We start from the raw sequence: 14,168 nt of genomic DNA, 5'->3' as shown, positions 1-14,168 counted from the left end.
CGGTGCGCGGCGGGGCTACGCTGCCGGGTACCGCTGGGGGTGACGTCCGTGCGCCTGGTACCCGAGATTCCCGAGAACCGCGACGTCCGCGTGCCGCGCCTGGTCGGTCTGATGGCCGTGGACGCGCACGAGGCCGCCCGCGCGCAGGACCTGTTCCTGACCGCGCCGGACCGGCCCGATCTCCGGGCCGCCGCCGTCGACCACGTCGTACGCCAGTACCCGCCGCCCGGCGCGCAGGTGCCGCGGAAGTCGGCGGTGTACGTGTGGTTCGACTTCGGGGAGGGCGAGGGCGGCGGGGGCATCCGCGAGCCGCGTGTGCCGCGTCCTCCGCTGGGCGGGCTCCGCCGGGAGCTGGCGGAGCCGGGGGAACCGCCGTCCTACTGCGCCGCGCTCAGCTCGTCTTGAAGCCGCGGTGCAGCGTCACCACGCCGCCCGTCAGATTGCGCCAGGCGACCTTCGACCAGCCGGCCTTGCCCAGCCGCGCGGCGAGCGCGGGCTGATCGGGCCAGGCCCGGATGGACTCGGCGAGGTAGACGTACGCGTCCGGGTTGGACGACACCGCCCGGGCCACCGGCGGCAGGGCGCGCATCAGGTACTCGGTGTAGACGGTGCGGAACGGCGCCCAGGTCGGGTGCGAGAACTCGCAGATGACGACCCGCCCGCCGGGACGCGTCACCCGGTACATCTCGCGCAGCGCGGCGTCCGTGTCCTGGACGTTGCGCAGCCCGAAGGAGATGGTGACGGCGTCGAAGACGTCGTCCCTGAACGGCAGCCGCGTCGCGTCGCCCGCGGTGAACGGCAGCCAGGAGTGCCGTTCCTTGCCGACCTGGAGCATGCCCTGGGAGAAGTCGCAGGGGACGACGTAGGCACCGGTGCGGGCGAAGGGCAGAGAGGAGGTGGCGGTGCCGGCCGCCAGGTCCAGGACCTTCTGCGCGGGGCGGGCGTCGACGGCTCTGGCGACCGCCTTGCGCCACGCCCGGTCCTGGCCGAGCGAGAGCACGGCGTTCGTCAGGTCGTACCGTTCCGCGACGTGGTCGAACATCGAGGCGACTTCGTGCGGCTGCTTGTTCAGGGAGGCGCGGGTCACGGGCCCATTGTTGCAGCCCCGTCCCACGCCACCGTCCCGCGGCCCCACCCCGCACCCCGAGCCGCAGCCCCGGCTCACGGCAGCAGGCGGGGTCTGCGCCGCGCGGCGACGTCCTCCACCCACCCGAACAGCAGCACGAACACCGCGACCAGGACCCAGCCCACCGCCAGCAGGAACCACTGGCTCCCCAGCGGCAGGTACGCCTCGAAGGCGGGCACGTCCCAGCACCGGTCGATCAGCGGCACGGCCAGGACCAGGGCCAGCTCGTGCCAGAGGTAGACAGTCACCGCGCGGGCGTTGAACACGCTCACCAGCCGGTCCAGCCGCCGCAGCCGGACCAGTCCCGAGAAGTCGACCCTCAGCCGCGCCTTGGAGTACATCAGCAGCGTCACGAACCCGGCCGACCAGAATGCCTGCGCGAGCGGGATGTCGTCGAGGTCGTAGGTGCCGTACTCGGCCCGGTGCGCGAAGGCGTACCAGGCGCCGCAGACGAGGGCCGCGAGCGACAGGACGACGACGGCGGCCGGTTTCAGGCGGGCCAGCACACCGTCGCGGTGGGCGAAGCCGAGGACCCAGCAGAAGAGGTACGTCGCCAGGTCGAGCAGTCCGGTGCCGAAGCGGTTCTCCGGCGGCTGCCAGACGAACTGGAACGCCACGATCGGCGCCAGGGACAGCAGCAGCACCGGCACGGGCGCGAGCCGGAAGACCCGCAGCAGCAGCGGGGACAGCAGCACGAACCACAGGTACGTCCTGAGGTACCAGAGGATCTCCCATGCCTGCTCGCCCCACGCGCTGCCCGGCGGATCGCCGAGCGGCACGACCCAGTAGACGATCTGCCACCCCGGCATCCAGCCGCGCACCAGCATCGCGCCGACCACGAAGAGGCCCCAGCACCAGAACGGCGGCAGCAGACGGCGCAGCCGGCTCCGGACCACCGCCGCGGCGGGCCGCTGCAGCGAGCGGGCCATCAGGGTGCCGGCCAGGCCGAACATCACCCCCATCGACGGGAAGACCAGCCCGGCCCAGGGCCAGCCGAAGGCGTGGTACGCGACGACCCGGACGAGGGCGAGGGCACGCAGGGTGTCGAAGTACCGGTCCCGCCCGCTCGGTGCCGGGACACCCGCATCGACGCGCACGGCCCGCCCGGCCCGCACGGCCTGCCCGGCGGGCACCGGGTCCTTGCGGTGCGCGCCCATCAGCCCGTGCCCGTCCCCGTGGTCCCCGCCGTCCCCGCCGGGGTCCCGACCTCGCCGGTCCGTTTCAGCTTCTGCCAGCGCAGCCGCCCGCCGGTCAGCGCGGTGACGCAGGAGTGGATGAGGACGAGGTACATCATCTGCCGGTACGCCAGCTGCTGGAGCGGCATCATCAGCAGGTACCGGTACTTCTCCCGGTCGAGCCGGAAGGCGTACGCCGCGCACACCAGCTGCACGGCCAGCACCGCGAGCCAGGCGAGGAGCGCCGCGCGGAAGTCGACGAAGACCATCGAGTAGACGGTGAACACGTCGATGAGCGGCGCGAAGACCGGCGTGACCACCTGGAAGAGCACCACCAGGGGCATGCCGACCCGCCCGAAGCGGCCCGAGGGGCCCTTGTCCGTCAGGGACCGGCGGTGCTTCCACAGCGCCTGCATCGTGCCGTACGACCAGCGGTAGCGCTGCGACCAGAGCTGGCCGAGCGACCCCGGCGCCTCGGTCCAGGCGCGGGCGTGCTCCTCGTAGACCACCCGCCAGCCCGCGCGGTGCAGGGCGATGGTGATGTCCGTGTCCTCGGCGAGGGTGTCGTGGCTCATGCCGCCGACCTGGAGGACCGCCTCCCGTCGGAAGGCGCCGATCGCACCGGGGATGGTCGGCATGCAGCGCAGCAGGTCGTACATGCGCCGGTCGAGGTTGAAGCCCATGACGTACTCGATGTGCTGCCAGGCGCCGATGAGGGTGCGCCGGTTGCCGACCTTGGCGTTGCCCGCGACCGCGCCGACGGAGGGGTCGGCGAAGGGCTGCACCAGGTGCCGTACGGTGTCGGGCTCGAAGACGGTGTCGCCGTCCATCATCACGACGATGTCGTACCGGGCGTGCCGGACGCCGTTGTTGAGGGCGGCGGGCTTGCCCGCGTTTGCCTGCCGCACGACGCGGACGCCGGGCAGCCCCAGGGACTCGGCGATCTCCGCCGTGCCGTCCGTCGAGCCGTCGTCCACGACGACGATCTCGATCGGGTGCGTACTGCGCGCCAGCGATCTCAGGGTCGCCTCGATGCACTCCTTCTCGTTGTACGCCGGGACGACCACGCTCACCGGGCCGGTGACGGACGGGCCCCAGCTGAAGCGGCGTCTGTTGCGCTGCCGGTGGTGGCGACGGGCCAGGACCAGCATCATCGCGAACCGGCCCATCACGGCCACGCCCACGATCACGAGCCCGACCGACAGCGCCGGGACCGTCCACTCGGCGACGGCGACGGCGGCGACGAGCGCCTTGCCCTCGTAGAGGGTCGCGCCGGTGGCCTCGTGGTGGGCGGCCTGGAGGCCCTGCTCGCCGGCGGGTCCGGCGCCGGTGGGCTGCTGATCGGCCATGGCACCGCTGACGGTGGTGAAGGTGTAGCCCTTCGCCTTCATCTTCTCGATGTACTTCGGCAGCGCCTCGATCGTCTGCGACCGCTCGCCCCCGGCGTCGTGGAAGAGCACGGACGCGCCCTCGTCGTCCTCCGGCGTGGCCCACTCGACGATCTTCGAGACGCCGGGCCGCTTCCAGTCGTCGCTGTCGGTGTCGATGAAGACGCTGGTGTAGCCGTCCGCGCCGAGGCTCTCGTAGACGGGCCAGCTGTAGTTGTCGATGGCGTCCGTCTCGGAGGAGTACGGCGCCCGGAACAGCGTGGTGGTGATGCCGGCCGCACCCGCCAGGGCCAGCTGGGTCTGCTCGATCTCGCGGGTGACGCGGGCCTGGCTCTGGTAGGAGAGGTCGACGTGGGTGAAGGTGTGGACGCCCACCTCGTTGCCCTGCTCGACCATGTCCCGCACGATGCCCGGGTGGCGCGAGACCATCGAGCCGACCAGGAAGAACGTGCCGGGCACGTCGTACTTCTCCAGGATCTCCAGCACCTGCGGCGTCCAGGTGGGATCGGGGCCGTCGTCGAAGGTCAGCACGATCGTCTTGTCCGGTACGGAGACGGTGGTGGCCTGTCCGCCCGGGAAGGACAGGATCGGCCCGCCGTCGAGTACGTCGTCGGGGACGTCGCTGGCCGAGGCGCCGGTGCGGACGCGCTGGTCGCCACCGACCTCGGCGCGCAGATAGCCGTCGAGGAGCATCACGCAGGTCAGCGCGAGCAGGAGCAGCAGGGCGAGGAGGACGCGGGGGCGCTGCAGCGCGGCGGCCCGGCCCGCGGCCCGCTCCATGCGGGACGGGGCGCGGCGGCGGCCGCGGGCGGGCGGGGTGGGGGGTGTGCTGGGCGTGGTGGGCGTGGTCATGAGGGTGAGGGCGTCCGGTCAGTCGGTGGAGGCGGATGCGGTGGAGGCGGATGCGGTGCCGGCGGTGCTGGGGACCGTGCTGGGGGAGACGGAGGGCGCGGTGCTCGGCGGAGCGCCCGTGGGTGCGACGCCGCCCTGCGGACGCGTGCCGCCGCCGGGCCCCGGGCCACCCTCGGGTCCCCCGCCGCCGCCGACGCCGAAGGGCAGCAGCGAGGACGGGTTGACCGAGATGCCGACGCCCATGAAGGCCAGGCCCAGGACGGCCGTGTAGCCGACGCACACGGCCCCGAGCAGGAGCCCGAGCCGGCGCAGCAGCCGGGCCCGGCGTCCGGTGCTGTCGACGAACACGGGCCCCTCGGCGGGCGCGGTGCCGCGGTTGCGACGACGGCCGCGCGTGGCGGCTCGGGAGGCGGTGACAGGCTCGGATCGCATTCCCCGGACGTTAGGGAGCCTTGTCTGTCGCGAACTGGCAGTTCCCTGAGAGATCCCGGTGAAAGGCGGCCATTCCTGTCCGTTTCCTGGGAGATGACGTCAAACAGTGCCCTTTCCTCAGCGAAGGCCCAGGTAGACGTGGCACCTTCACTGGTCCGACGACGACATTGGACAAGAAACGGGAGAGTGCGCTCATGAGGGTTCACCGGACCGCGGCAGCCGGGTGCGCCCTGTTGTTCGCCCTGGCCACCGCGGGCTGCGCCGGACAGGACGACGGCACGACCGACGCGGCCCCCGCATCGCCGTCGGCGTCATCCGGGTCTTCCGGATCTTCCGCGTCAACCACCGCCTACGCCCCCTACGTCAGTGCCACCACCGCCTCCGACACCGACTCGGCGGGCTCCCCCACGGCGTACAACCTGGCGTTCGTCATCTCGTCCGGCGACGACTGCGTGCCGCGCTGGAACGGCGTCCAGGACATCGACGACGCCTCCGTCGCCTCCCGCGTCGAGAAGCTGACGGAGTCCGGCGCCACCGTCCGCCTCTCCTTCGGCGGCGCGTCCGGCACGGAGCTGGCGGCGGCCTGCGACAGCGCCTCGGCACTGGCGGCGGCGTACGGGGCGGCCCTGGACGCCGCCGGGTCCACGCAGGCGGACTTCGACATCGAGGGCGACGCGCTGACCGACGCCGAGTCCGTCGCCCTGCGCTCGGAGGCGATCGCGCTGCTCCAGGAGGAACGCAGCGGCCTGGAGGTCTCCTTCACCCTCCCGGTGATGCCCTCCGGTCTGGACACCGACGGTCTGGCGCTGCTGGCGTCGGCCAACGACCACGGCGTACGGGTCGCCACCGTCAACCTCATGACCATGAACTACGGCGAGTCGTACACCGACGACATGGGTGACTACGCCCTCACCTCGGCGAAGGCGGCGCACACCCAGCTGAGGAAGGTCTTCGGCACCTCCGACGCGGACGCCTGGCGGGGCATGGCACTCACCTCGATGCTCGGCGTCAACGACGTCGCCGGTGAGACGTTCACGCTCGCGGACGCGGCCGAGGTGCGTGCCTTCGCCGAGGAGAAGGGCGTCGCCTGGGTGTCGATGTGGGCGGCCTTCCGGGACAAGCAGTGCGCCGAGGACGCCTCGGCCACCGACGCGCTCACCACGTGCAGCGGCGTGGCGCAGGAGGACGGGGCGTTCGGGACGGCGTTCGGCGCGTAGCCCGGGGACGTCGGACGGGCCCGGCGGGGCCGCGCGGTCAGCGCCCCCGGTACACCAGACGGCCGCCCACGACGGTGGCCACGCACGTGGCCGCGCCCTCTCGCACGAGCGCGGCCCGGTCGGGTACGTCGAACACCGCGAACCGGGCGGGCCTGCCGGGAGCGAGCGCGGGCAGCAGCACCAGCGGCACCGGCGAGAAGGACGCGGGCCCGGGCAGTCCGGCCGGACGCCCCGCCAGGGCGAGCCCCGCTCCCCGCACCGCGTCCAGCGCCGCGCGCCCCCGCAGTTCACCGGCGACGGCGACCGTTCCGTGCGCCAGCATGCGCTGTACCCCTCGGCGCGCGCTGGCGCCCCGCGCGGACGCGTCCGCGCCGAGCAGTGCGAGCGCGCGCTTCCCGAAGATCGGCTCGGCGCCCAGCCGGTCCGCTTCACGCGGGTCGGGGTGGTACGCCTGCTCCAGCAGCTCCGGCCCGTACGGGTTGAGCAGGCCGGGCGTCAGGATGCCGGGCCACCGGCGCACCCGCGCCCGCGGGTGGTCGGCGGCCAGTGCCTCGTACGGGCCGACGGCGGCGAGTTGCGCGCCGTCGACCACTACGGCCGCCTCGGGCGAGGCTTCGGCGACGTGGATCGTCAGCACGGCGGCGTCAGTTGGAGGCGAGCAGCTTCAGCTCGGGGTGCGCCGTGCCGCCCTCGATCGCCGTGGAGGAGATGTGGGAGACGACGCGCTCGTCGACGGGGTCGTTCGCCGGGTCGTCGTGCACGACGAGGTGCTCGTACGTCGTGGCCCGCTGCGCCGGGACGCGCCCCGCCTTGCGGATCAGGTCGATGATCTCCAGCCGGTTGGACCGGTGCTTGGCGCCGGCGGAGGAGACGACGTTCTCCTCCAGCATGATCGAGCCGAGGTCGTCCGCGCCGTAGTGCAGGGAGAGCTGGCCCACCTCCTTGCCGGTGGTCAGCCAGGAGCCCTGGATGTGGGCGACGTTGTCCATGAACAGCCGGGCGATGGCGATCATGCGCAGGTACTCGAAGAGCGTGGCCTGCGTGCGGCCCTTCAGGTGGTTGTTCTCGGGCTGGTAGGTGTACGGGATGAAGGCGCGGAAGCCGCCGGTGCGGTCCTGCACGTCCCGGATCATGCGCAGGTGCTCGATGCGCTCGGCGTTGGTCTCGCCGGTGCCCATCAGCATGGTGGACGTCGACTCGACGCCCAGCCCGTGCGCGATCTCCATGATCTCCAGCCAGCGCTCGCCGGACTCCTTCAGCGGCGCGATGGCCTTGCGCGGCCGCTCGGGCAGCAGCTCGGCGCCGGCACCGGCGAAGGAGTCGAGCCCGGCGGCGTGGATACGGGTGATGGCCTCCTCGACCGACACCTTCGAGATCCGCGCCATGTGCTCGACCTCGCTCGCCCCCAGGCTGTGGATGACCAGCTCGGGGAACTCCTTCTTGATGGCGGCGAAGTGCCTCTCGTAGTACTCGACGCCGTAGTCCGGGTGGTGGCCGCCCTGGAACATGATCTGCGTGCCGCCCAGCTCGACCGTCTCCGCACAGCGGCGCAGGATGTCGTCGAGGTCGCGGGACCAGCCCTTCTTGGTGTCCTTGGGGGCCGCGTAGAAGGCGCAGAACTTGCACGCCGTGACACACACGTTCGTGTAGTTGATGTTGCGCTCGATGATGTACGTGGCGATGTGCTCCGTACCCGCGTACCGGCGCCTGCGTACGGCGTCGGCGGCGGCGCCCAGCGCGTGCAGCGGGGCGTCGCGATAGAGGACGAGCGCCTCTTCGGGGGTGATCCGCCCACCGGCGGCGGCGCGGTCGAGGATGGGCTGAAGGTCGGCCTTCTCGGTCACCGGCGTCCCTTTCGCAAGGTTCGTAAGGGTTGTGGACGGACCCGCCCAGCGTACGCCAGGCGTTTTGCCCGCTCGTGCTCAGGCCGCGTAGGCCCCGGCCAGGACGCCGAGGAAGGCGCCCGCGATGAGGAACGGCCCGAAGGGGATGGCCGTCTTGCGGTGCGCGCGCCGGGCGACGAGGAGGGCGCCGCCGTACAACGCCCCGAGCAGGAACCCGGCGAAGGTGCCCAGCATCAGCGTGGGCCAGCCGTACCAGCCGAGGACGGCTCCGGCCGTGAGGGCGAGCTTGACGTCGCCGAAGCCCATGCCGGCCGGGTTGATGAGGAACAGCACGAGATAGCCGGCGCCGAGGGCGAGGGCGCCCAGCAGGGCGGTGGTCCACTCCCCCGCGTGCTCGGGCACGAGCGCGGTGAGGCCCAGCAGGACCAGCGCGGCCCCGGCCAGCGGCAGGGTGAGCGGGTCGGGCAGCCGCCGTACCTTCAGGTCGACGACGGCCAGCAGCACGCCGACCGGGGCGAGCAGCAGCCAGACGGCGACCTCGGGACAGGTGCCGGTGGCGGCGGCGAGCGCGGCGCAGACCAGGGCGGTGGCGACGGCGAGGGACGCGGTGCGCGGGCCGTAGGACGCCTGATCTGCCGCGCACTGCCCGCACCGGGCCCGGCCGAGCCAGCCGCGTACGGGGTGCCCGTCCGGACACCGCTCGTGCCACGCCTCCCCGGACGGGGCGGAGAACCGGTAGGCCGCGCGAGGCAGCAACGCGCCCGTCGCCGCGCCCCACACCGCGGCGACGAGGACGGCGAGGAGGTCGAGATCGATGCTCATCCGGCGGCGGAGACGCCCTCGCGCCAGGTCGGCAGCAGTTCGTCGAGCAGCGCCTCGGTGCGGGGCGGCAGCCCGCGTGCCCCGCTGCGGTCGACGAGGTCGGCGGCGAGGGCGCGCAGCCGGTCGGGGTCGCCGGTGGTGTGGGTGGCGCGCAGCAGCTCGTGCCACAGGCGCTCGTCGGCGGGAGCCGTGCGCAGGGCCGCGTTCAGCGCCTCGATGGCCTTCTCCGCGCGGTCCCGCTCCAGGTGGAACTCGGAGAGCGCAAGCCCGGTGTCGGCGACGAGCAGCGGGAGCTGGGCGTCGACGATCTCGTGGGTGAGCCAGCGGTAGCGGCCCTCGGGCCGGTCGGCGAGCAGCGGTCCGCGCACCAGCACCAGGGCGTCGGTGAGCAGCCGCCCGCGCACCTGGCGGCTGTCGACGCCCCGGCCCTGCGTAGCCTCGTAGTAGAGGGAGCGCAGCACGTCGAGGTCGGAGACGACGGACTTGGCGAGGGTGAGGCGTCCGGTGGCGTCGGTGGCGAGCCGGGGCGTGCCGTCGGGGTCGGAGCCGAGCCAGGTCCGCAGCCGCTCCAACAGTGCGTCGCGCACGTCCGCCGTCACGCCGCGCGGCCACAGCGCGGAGGACAGCACGCGCGGGTGGACGCCCTCGCGGTGCAGCAGGAGCAGCGCCAGTGCCTCGTGCAGCAGGGCGCTGCGCTCGCCGTCGGGCGTGTCCAGACCGATGATCTCGTACGACCCGACGAGGCGGGCGTACACCGCGGGGCGGCCCTGCTCGCTGATGTCGACGAGGAACGGCGGGGCGTTGGCCGGCCGGCCGGGGCCGCCCTCGGGGTCGGAGCCGGGATCGGCGTCGGTGAACAGCTCGACGACGGCGCGCCGCTGGGCGGTCGGCAGCATCTGGGCGTCCAGTTCGAGCCCGAGCAGCGGTGCGAGCAGTCGGCCCTCTCGGGTGATCTCCATCTCCCAGGCGGCGCCGGGCAGGTCGGTGCCCTGGGTGCCGACGAGGTAGCCGATGCCGAGCCGACCGGCGTCGGCGGCGAGTTCGGCGAGCCTGAGCGCGTCGTCGTCGGAGGGCTGGGCGGCGAGGAGGACGAGGTGCGGGGCCCAGCGGGTGTGCTGGGCGGGCCCGGTGCGGCCGGTGAGCACGGAGTCGTGCCCGGCGGCGCCGAGCGCGCCGCGCCGCTGCCGGGTCTCGGCCGACATGGTCTCGAACAGGTCCTCGAACCCGTCGAGGTGCCGGATCCGGTTGGGCGCGAGGGGCGTGAGGTCGTCCCCGAACCCGACCAGGGTGATGGTCATACGGTCCGACCAGCCGTTGGTGGCCAGTTCGGCGGCGACCGACGCGAAGACGGCGGCGCGGTCGGCCTCGGTGCCGCCGAGCGAGACGATGCCGGGCACGGCCTCCAGGTTGAGCAGCAGCCGGGAGTCGTCCATGGTGCCGAGGCTGACGAGCCCGGGGTACGGCGCGGCCGTCTCGGCCTCCTCGTACCCCTCGGCGTCGGAGCGGGCGAGCATCCAGAAGGTCTGGTCCTGCCCCTGCTGCCAGGGCGTGGGCGGCTTCCCGGCGGGCTGGGCGAGCTGGAGGTGCAGGTCGCCGTTGCCGCTCATCCAGGCCGCGTAGACGACGGGCAGCGGGCGGGACTCGGCGGCGAGGGAGGCGGCCAGCCCGCGCAGCGACCGGTCGAGCAGGCGTACGCCCTCGGGGTCGGCGCCGACGAGGAGCGCGTCCTGCGCGTCCTGGGCGTCGCCGGTCGGCGTGGGCGGCTCCATGCCGCGCCGGCCGCCGACCGCGCCGAGCGCCGACTGCCACATCGCCTGCCGGCGCCTGCGCCCGAGGGCGCCGAGGAGACCGGCGGCGAGGAGCGGCGCGGTGAGGAGCGCCTCGGGCAGCCCGAAGGAGTGGCCCTCCTGTCCGGCGACGGGAGCGGCGTGTTCCCCACCCGTGCCGGGGACGGGGGTGGCGGGCGTGACGGGGTTGATGGGGTTGGCGGGGCTGGCAGGCGCGGGCCGCTGCTCGGGCAGGGAGACCTGGGCGTCACCACCGCCACTCCCTTGGGCATGGTCCCCGGTCCGGGCGTAGTCGCTGATTTGCTGCTGCACCTGCTCGGAGACGTTCGGCGCCTCGTCGGGCATCTCGACCAGCTCGCCGCCGCGGGCGTCGCCGGGCATCTCCATGATCCAGCCGGGCCGGATGAGGCTGGCCTCGGACAGCCGGGAACCGTCCGGCTGCACCCGGTCCTTGTTGAGCTCGAAGATCTCCTTGTACCGCCGCCCGTCACCGAGGTGCCGTTCGGCCACCTCCCAGAGGGAGTCGTGGTGACGTCCCTCGGGCGGCTGGATCCGGTAGTACTTCGTGTCGCCGTGCGCGGCGGAGGAGCCGCCGTCGGCGCGGGCGGCGTCCTGGCCCGCCTGTCCCGCCTGCTCGGCGAGGGCGTTGGCGGTGGCGGCCGCCTGCTCCTGCTGCTGGGCGAAGATCCCCGGCGTCTGCTGGGCGGCGGCGACGGAGGGCTTCTGGTTCCCCTCCAGGCTCTGCCCCAGCTGCGACAGCCCAGGCGTGAGGCTCGCCGCGGTGGCACCGACGAGGAGCAGGGCGGCGACGAGCTGCCGGGCCAGCAGCTGACTGGGCCCGGATCCGGGCACCCGCCCCGGCACCCCGACACCGGACAGCGCGGCCTTGACCTCGACGAGCACACAGGCGGTGAACTGCGCCCAGGCGAACCAGACGATGACGGTGAGGATGTGCAGGAAGGTCTGCACGGTGATCTCACGCTGCAGCCAGTCGAGGCTCGGCGCGCCGTCGGGCAACGGCCAGCCGATCTGGGTGGCCAGCGCGAGCGGCACCCCGACGACCAGCACCAGCAGCACCAGGAAGGCGAGGAACGCCTTGACGAAGTCCCCGAACGACCGCCGCCGCACCCGCACGGGCTGCGGCGTGCGGTTTCTCGGTGCCGAGGGAGCCGTCGAGCTTGACGAGCTGGTGGTGCGGCGTCGCGGCATGGGCCAAGTCCTGGGTCGTGGTCGTGGGCGGCGAAGGCCGCGGGGGCGTCCGGCAAGAGGGTGTGCTGAGCCTACCGAGATCTTATGGACTCCCACCGGCGGCGGCGAAGGGGCCAGGGAGGCCCACATCACAACGCCCGCCCGTTTCACGCCCTTTGACCGCCTCTGCGGAGACCGCCTTCACACACCGCACACAATCCCCGAAAACCGGCCAGAGGCCGTGCACGCGCCCCTGGTAGCTTCGTTCCCTGTCGCACACGCCGTACCTCCGGGGGGAACACCAGTGGCCCGCAGCGCACTCACCATGACCGCCGCCACCTTCGCCGCGACGACGGCCCTGCTCCTGACCGCCTGCGGCGGAGAGGATTCCTCGCCGGACGACATCAAGGGGGCGGAGACGGGGGCGAGCAGTTCCTCGCCGTCGGCCTCGGCGTCGGATGCGGCCGACGTGAAGCGCCCGGATGTGAGCCTGCCCGAGGACCTGAAGCTGGTCTTCGACTTCGAGAAGCCGTCGGACGCTGACGCCGCTGCCGCGCTGGACGACGCCGCAAACTACATCAGAGCGCTGAACCACGGCATCACCGAGCAGGATGTCAAGGACCCCGCCTACGGCTTCTATTCGGCGGCCGGCGCCGCTCGGTACGCCGAGTCGCAGATCCAGGAGTACGTGGACGGCGGCTGGACCCTGACCGGTGAGGACCGGTACTACCAGGCAGAAACCAGCCCTGTGGGTGACGGCGAGAAGGCCAAGTCGATCCTCGTCACGTTCTGCGAGGACCAGTCCAAGGCCTACGGCAGGGAAGTGAAGACCGGAAAGGTCCACCGCACCGAGGAGAGCCTGGCCAGCTACCAGAAGTTCAGCCTCCTCATGGCACCCCAGCAGGACTCGCCGGTATGGCGGGCTCAGCAGATCACCGTTGAGGGGAAGGCCGCGGAATGCCGAGGCTGATCGCTCCCGGCCGTGCGAAGTGGGCCGTTGCGCTTGCCGCTGGTTCCGTGTTGTGGGCGGCGGGAGTGGCCAATGCCGACAAACCTGTGGGTGGCACCACCCCGACGCCGGGAGGCAGCGACAAGCCGAAGGGCGACGCGAACGGCCGCACCCTGCTGTCGTCGGTCTCCCAGTCCAGGATCCAGGTCACCTACCCCGACGGCCGGACCGGCAGCGGCTCCATGGAGGATCTGACCTCCGTCGACCCCAACTGGGAACCGCCCGTCTGCTGGTACGAGCCGGTGTTCACGCCGGAGCAGCTGAAGTCCGCGGTCGCGGACCTGAAGAAGAACGGCGGCCTGGGCGCCGTGAACGCCCATGAGTTCTGGACCTCGGGCATCTTCGTGGATCACTACGAGGAGGGCGAGGAGCAGGACAACTTCGACATCAACTCGTCGAAGAACACCATGGCCAACGGCTACAAGGACTACAACGTGGGCAAGGACGGGATGTTCTGGCGCAGCGTGGTCCGCAAGGGGCACGAGCACGACACCGAGGCATGGGACTGCGGCCGCGTCATGTTCTGGCAGGACGCCGGCACGATCCCGGACGACCCCCACGCCCCCACCCCGGAGACGCTCGCGGCCTACGCGTACGACCAGATCGACGTACCCAAGACCGAGGTCGAGCTGAAGCCCCAGACGAAGTCGACGGTGAACCTGCCGACTTGGGTCTGGCTGGACAAGGGCACTTTCAAGGAGGTCAAGGTCCGGGCCGAGCTGCCGGGCACCGGGCTGTGGGCGGAGACGACCGCGAAGCCCGTCGCCCTCCACCTGGAACCCGGCACGGCCGACGCCGAGACCTTCCCCGCCTCCGGCGACTGCGAGATCAACGCCGACGGCTCCATCGGTACGCCGTACACGAAGGGCAAGGCCGACCAGACCCCGCCCTGCGGCATCCGCTACCTCCGCGCGTCGAACGGCGAGCCGTACCAGCTGAATGCCTCGATCACCTGGGAGATCTCCTGGGAGGGCACCGACGGCGCCCAGGGCGACCTGCCGGACGGCACCTTCGAGACGACCCAGGACATGGAAGTCCAGGAAATCCAGTCCATCAACCGCTGAACAGATCCTCGGCCCGTTCGACGCTGAGCGCACGCCGCGCCCAGACTTCGAGCCGGCCGAGGTCCCAGCAGTCGAGCACGCGCTCCCGCAGAGCGAAGCACACCGGGATGCCCCGCCACTCGAGAATGCGGAGCGTCATCCGGGCACGCTCCTCGATCCGGCCCTCGACCCGGCCTTCCTCACGCACCTGCAGAGCCACTGGGTTGTCGAAGAAGTAACGGATCTTCCTAGGCATGCGTCCCACCTCTCCGGTACGGCCCGATC

Annotated in this window: 13 protein-coding genes; 4 read left to right on the top strand and 9 right to left on the bottom strand. The window is 72.4% G+C overall.

The features are described 5' to 3' along the window. The first annotated feature begins 48 nt into the window (after positions 1-48). On the top strand, positions 49-405 hold the full coding sequence (locus IE258_RS00585) for a PASTA domain-containing protein (protein ID WP_189737555.1): 357 nt from the start codon (positions 49-51) through the stop codon (positions 403-405). On the opposite strand, the gene IE258_RS00580 is transcribed toward IE258_RS00585, so the two are convergent. The 4 genes from IE258_RS00580 to IE258_RS00565 all read right to left on the bottom strand — a co-directional run bounded on the left by IE258_RS00580 (position 392) and on the right by IE258_RS00565 (position 4,973). Continuing rightward, entirely contained in the window at positions 392-1,087 is a 696-nt protein-coding gene (locus IE258_RS00580; protein ID WP_127893442.1) for a demethylmenaquinone methyltransferase, read from the bottom strand. The two genes, IE258_RS00585 and IE258_RS00580, sit on opposite strands and share 14 nt — an antisense overlap. Before the next feature lie 74 nt (positions 1,088-1,161). Then, complete coding sequence (locus IE258_RS00575) at positions 1,162-2,283, bottom strand: acyltransferase family protein (protein WP_189737553.1); 1,122 nt, start codon at positions 2,281-2,283, stop codon at positions 1,162-1,164. Beyond that, positions 2,283-4,541, bottom strand: a complete 2,259-nt coding sequence (locus IE258_RS00570; RefSeq protein WP_189737550.1) for a bifunctional polysaccharide deacetylase/glycosyltransferase family 2 protein — start codon at positions 4,539-4,541, stop codon at positions 2,283-2,285. The genes IE258_RS00575 and IE258_RS00570 overlap by 1 nt, the downstream gene beginning before the upstream one ends. An 18-nt stretch (positions 4,542-4,559) precedes the next feature. Next, a complete protein-coding gene (locus tag IE258_RS00565; protein ID WP_189737547.1) occupies positions 4,560-4,973 on the bottom strand; it encodes a hypothetical protein in 414 nt (137 codons plus the stop codon). 194 nt (positions 4,974-5,167) lie between these two features. Here IE258_RS00565 and IE258_RS00560 point away from each other — a divergent pair, with 194 nt between their 5' ends. Continuing rightward, a complete protein-coding gene (locus IE258_RS00560; protein ID WP_189737545.1) occupies positions 5,168-6,190 on the top strand; it encodes a chitinase in 1,023 nt (340 codons plus the stop codon). Positions 6,191-6,227: 37 nt separating this feature from the next. On the opposite strand, the gene IE258_RS00555 is transcribed toward IE258_RS00560, so the two are convergent. From IE258_RS00555 to IE258_RS00540, 4 genes are all read right to left on the bottom strand, one after another. After that, entirely contained in the window at positions 6,228-6,827 is a 600-nt protein-coding gene (locus tag IE258_RS00555; RefSeq protein ID WP_189737542.1) for a hypothetical protein, read from the bottom strand. Positions 6,828-6,834: 7 nt separating this feature from the next. Continuing rightward, a complete protein-coding gene (gene mqnC / locus IE258_RS00550; protein ID WP_189737538.1) occupies positions 6,835-8,034 on the bottom strand; it encodes a cyclic dehypoxanthinyl futalosine synthase in 1,200 nt (399 codons plus the stop codon). 78 nt (positions 8,035-8,112) lie between these two features. Continuing rightward, the gene (locus IE258_RS00545; protein WP_189737535.1) at positions 8,113-8,856 is read right to left on the bottom strand and encodes a prepilin peptidase; all 744 of its coding nucleotides are present in this window, start codon (positions 8,854-8,856) and stop codon (positions 8,113-8,115) included. After that, on the bottom strand, positions 8,853-11,852 hold the full coding sequence (locus IE258_RS00540) for a bacterial transcriptional activator domain-containing protein (RefSeq protein WP_189737532.1): 3,000 nt from the start codon (positions 11,850-11,852) through the stop codon (positions 8,853-8,855). The genes IE258_RS00545 and IE258_RS00540 overlap by 4 nt, the downstream gene beginning before the upstream one ends. Before the next feature lie 283 nt (positions 11,853-12,135). Here IE258_RS00540 and IE258_RS00535 point away from each other — a divergent pair, with 283 nt between their 5' ends. Beyond that, the gene (locus IE258_RS00535) at positions 12,136-12,801 is read left to right on the top strand and encodes a hypothetical protein (protein WP_189737529.1); all 666 of its coding nucleotides are present in this window, start codon (positions 12,136-12,138) and stop codon (positions 12,799-12,801) included. Next, positions 12,789-13,904: a hypothetical protein gene (locus IE258_RS00530; protein WP_189737526.1), complete on the top strand. Its 1,116-nt coding sequence runs from the start codon at positions 12,789-12,791 to the stop codon at positions 13,902-13,904. The genes IE258_RS00535 and IE258_RS00530 overlap by 13 nt, the downstream gene beginning before the upstream one ends. Here the strand turns inward: IE258_RS00530 and IE258_RS00525 are convergent. Next, positions 13,894-14,139, bottom strand: a complete 246-nt coding sequence (locus tag IE258_RS00525) for a hypothetical protein (RefSeq protein WP_189737523.1) — start codon at positions 14,137-14,139, stop codon at positions 13,894-13,896. The two genes, IE258_RS00530 and IE258_RS00525, sit on opposite strands and share 11 nt — an antisense overlap. Positions 14,140-14,168: the final 29 nt, after the last annotated feature.

This window comes from Streptomyces tendae (assembly GCF_014650435.1).
In the GTDB taxonomy this organism is placed as follows: Bacteria; Actinomycetota; Actinomycetes; order Streptomycetales; family Streptomycetaceae; genus Streptomyces; species Streptomyces tendae.
The sequence above is the reverse complement of the archived record's forward strand: the minus strand, read 5'-3'. Positions and strand labels throughout refer to the sequence as shown.

Coding starts and splice junctions, on each gene's coding strand:
- IE258_RS00575 (WP_189737553.1), bottom strand. CDS start 2,283: ATGGGCGCGCACCGCAAGGACCCGGTGCCCGCCGGGCAGGCCGTGCGG.
- IE258_RS00530 (WP_189737526.1), top strand. CDS start 12,789: ATGCCGAGGCTGATCGCTCCCGGCCGTGCGAAGTGGGCCGTTGCGCTT.
- IE258_RS00560 (WP_189737545.1), top strand. CDS start 5,168: ATGAGGGTTCACCGGACCGCGGCAGCCGGGTGCGCCCTGTTGTTCGCC.
- IE258_RS00565 (WP_189737547.1), bottom strand. CDS start 4,973: ATGCGATCCGAGCCTGTCACCGCCTCCCGAGCCGCCACGCGCGGCCGT.
- IE258_RS00570 (WP_189737550.1), bottom strand. CDS start 4,541: ATGACCACGCCCACCACGCCCAGCACACCCCCCACCCCGCCCGCCCGC.
- IE258_RS00525 (WP_189737523.1), bottom strand. CDS start 14,139: ATGCCTAGGAAGATCCGTTACTTCTTCGACAACCCAGTGGCTCTGCAG.
- IE258_RS00545 (WP_189737535.1), bottom strand. CDS start 8,856: ATGAGCATCGATCTCGACCTCCTCGCCGTCCTCGTCGCCGCGGTGTGG.
- IE258_RS00540 (WP_189737532.1), bottom strand. CDS start 11,852: ATGCCGCGACGCCGCACCACCAGCTCGTCAAGCTCGACGGCTCCCTCG.